Raw genomic sequence first — 2,500 nt, forward strand, 5'->3', positions numbered from 1 at the left:
AGACCTCGAACGGCTGCCGTCAACGCTGGTCGGGTTTCATTTTCTGGCTGCCTGTGTTCTGCTCTGTCACAATCTCAAGCCCCTTTTTGCATAAGGTTCTTGGCAGCCTCTAGCCTTCTCAGCACTGCTCAGGAGGGGAAAGCCTGCTTCCGTAATCTCCGCTCGCAACACCCGTACGTCAGACGTGGGGCTGGGACGGGACCGTATCGCGTGCGGATGATGTGGTAGATCTGGTCTTCAGCGGTCAGCTCCCGGACCTCGCGCCCATGATCGTGCAGGTGCGGTAATCAAAGGCACGAAGAGCGACACTGTGGCATGACGCCTGCGCCTCGCAGCATTCCTCTGCCTCCCATGCCGATCTGGCTCCGCGCGTTGGGCATCCTGGTGTGCCTCGCACCTCTGATCGCAGGGCTGACCAGCCTGGCCTTGGGCAGCGAAGATACGCGGGAGTTCCTGGGCGGCCTCATCTTCATCCTCCTCCTGTTGTTCTTCGTGCTCCTGCTGATTTTGGTGGTGGCACTGGCGCCCCCCATCTGTTGGGGTCTGGGCTGGCGACCAGGAGCAGCGGGTGGCTCGGGCTCCCTCGTCCTGATCGGCTTTGCCTTCTTGCTCGGGAACAGCGACTCGGACCGGGCGCTGGGCGGCTTGCTGATGCTCCATATCCCTCTACTCGGCTTACTCGTCTGGGAGTGGAGAGGCGCTATTCGTCGGCGTCAGTCCGTTGTTGCCGCACTTGCCGCGCGGTCCATGGATGAACAGCCAGGATAACCTTGAGGACCACCAGTGAAGGCCGGGCGTACCCTGGAGAAATGGGCATCCTGCGGATTCAGCAGAAAGATCACCTGGACGTGACGGCGGTGAGCGCCAGGCTACATCTGGAGGTAGCTGGCGAAACCTTGGTGATGGGGAACGCCGCCACCGAGCGAGCGAGTGAGGGAAGTGCGAGAAGTGAGCGGACAGCTCCAGGCCCTGAGTGTTCCTGCAGCGCAGATTCAGGTGCGGGGGGTGGAGATCAGCAGCCGGACGGGCCTGCTCGCCAAGCAACAGAAGGCCCGGTTCCTACTGGTGGTCGAAGTCGAGCCGGCTCTGCTGCCCCAAGTGCTCGGGGTCCTCGCCGATCAGAAGCAGGTGGAGCTCCAACGTCTGGAGTGGGTCTTCGATGAGTTCGAGGCGAGCCTGCGTCTGGGGCCGCAAGCGATGCGCAAAGCCCGGTAGCGGGCCGACGCCATTGCAGAGGCAGCGGGTCATAGGGTCATAGGAGTCATGAACGCCTCAGACACCTGGGAGATGCCCGTCAGCACCGTCAACCTCCAGCCGGACTGGATGGGACAGGAAGTCCAGCGGGCCAGTCGCACCCGCTCAGGACCCTTGGACGCCGGCGTGAACTACACCTCGACGCACGTCCTGAGCGTGCAGCTCACCGTGGACTTCCAACTGGAGTAGGGATGTGGGTTCGAGGAGAAGACGTCCGGAGCACAGGGGTTGAGATGGCGCTGCACCGCTGTCTCACTATCTTCCAGATTGAGGTGAGCCGAGAGCGTTTACGGCTTGCTGCTTGCCGTAGGCTCACGGCGGCCCTGGATGATGACCTCCTCCAGCCAACCACGTTGCGTGGTCCGCGGACTTCCCGCACGGTGAACGTCCCCTCTTCCAACTGGGCGAGGAGCGCCCGCAGTTGCGTGATCGTGGCCGCCTGGATCTCCTCTGGCGTCTGCACCTCGATCGCCGGGCTACGCCGCACATGCTCCGAATTTAAGCGTTGGACCACACTCCGAACGTCATCAAGGTAAAGATCCAGTACGACGGACATTTCGGTATGTGCATTCTGAACTTCCAGCTCCCAGCGGTCCAGAACGGTCACTGCTTATGCCGCGCTGTAGAGGTCTGCACTGGTCGGCAGCTGGCAGGCGCGCATGCGGGCAATCAGTTGCTCCTGCGCGTCGAGCAGCAGTGCTTTCGATTCCTCCCCATTCTTCTTGAAACCGATCTCTTCGGCGAGATCCTTGAGCGTCGCTGCCACAAGCACGGCCTCATCCGAGGTCCTGTCCAAGCCATCATGCAGCAAACCCGTCATGTGGTGCGCGTAGCGAATGAGCCACCCCACCCACTGCAGCGGATAAGGTGCCTTTTCGTTCTTATACTCTTCGTCGCTGAGATAGCGGAGCTCGTATCTGCCGTAGGTGAGGCGGACGTAGGGTGGCCAGTCGCGGTCACCGGGGGTTCGGGCGGCTCGAAGTTCAGGGACACGGGAGACGTCATATCCCAGGCTAGCGCGCCGGCAAATGCTGCGGGGCCGCACTCACCACCAAGGGTAAGAGTTGGCGATTGTCCTGGCGATGTATGTCTCGTAGTACAACAAGAAGCCGGTAGACGCCCAGATATACACGCGAATTAGAGGCTGAGGACAGAACGGAGAGGAGTAGGGTCCAGGAATGGTCGATCAACTGGTGCCGAACGAACTCTGGACGCTCGTCGAGCCCGTATTTCCTGCGCCGCCTGC

General features: G+C 61.6%; 4 protein-coding genes and 1 pseudogene. 4 read left to right on the forward strand and 1 reads right to left on the reverse strand.

Features of this window, described 5'->3' with window-relative positions:
* The 4 genes and pseudogenes from ASF71_RS24410 to ASF71_RS21450 form a co-directional block, all read left to right on the forward strand.
* Nucleotides 1-94 (forward strand): annotated as a pseudogene (locus tag ASF71_RS24410) (IS5/IS1182 family transposase); the annotation flags it as partial.
* Nucleotides 95-351: 257 nt separating this feature from the next.
* Nucleotides 352-768, forward strand: coding sequence for a hypothetical protein (locus tag ASF71_RS21440; protein WP_056303946.1), 417 nt, complete (start codon nucleotides 352-354; stop codon nucleotides 766-768).
* A 180-nt stretch (nucleotides 769-948) separates the two neighbouring features.
* The gene (locus ASF71_RS21445) at nucleotides 949-1,215 is read left to right on the forward strand and encodes a hypothetical protein (protein ID WP_056303948.1); all 267 of its coding nucleotides are present in this window, start codon (nucleotides 949-951) and stop codon (nucleotides 1,213-1,215) included.
* 48 nt (nucleotides 1,216-1,263) lie between these two features.
* A complete protein-coding gene (locus ASF71_RS21450) occupies nucleotides 1,264-1,443 on the forward strand; it encodes a hypothetical protein (protein ID WP_056303951.1) in 180 nt (59 codons plus the stop codon).
* Nucleotides 1,444-1,864: 421 nt separating this feature from the next.
* On the opposite strand, the gene ASF71_RS24415 is transcribed toward ASF71_RS21450, so the two are convergent.
* Nucleotides 1,865-2,074, reverse strand: coding sequence for a hypothetical protein (locus ASF71_RS24415; RefSeq protein ID WP_156373041.1), 210 nt, complete (start codon nucleotides 2,072-2,074; stop codon nucleotides 1,865-1,867).
* Between the last annotated feature and the right edge of the window lie 426 nt (nucleotides 2,075-2,500).

Source organism: Deinococcus sp. Leaf326, assembly GCF_001424185.1.
Taxonomy (GTDB): domain Bacteria; phylum Deinococcota; class Deinococci; order Deinococcales; family Deinococcaceae; genus Deinococcus.

Coding starts and splice junctions, on each gene's coding strand:
- ASF71_RS24415 (WP_156373041.1), bottom strand. CDS start 2,074: ATGACGGGTTTGCTGCATGATGGCTTGGACAGGACCTCGGATGAGGCC.
- ASF71_RS21450 (WP_056303951.1), top strand. CDS start 1,264: ATGAACGCCTCAGACACCTGGGAGATGCCCGTCAGCACCGTCAACCTC.
- ASF71_RS21440 (WP_056303946.1), top strand. CDS start 352: ATGCCGATCTGGCTCCGCGCGTTGGGCATCCTGGTGTGCCTCGCACCT.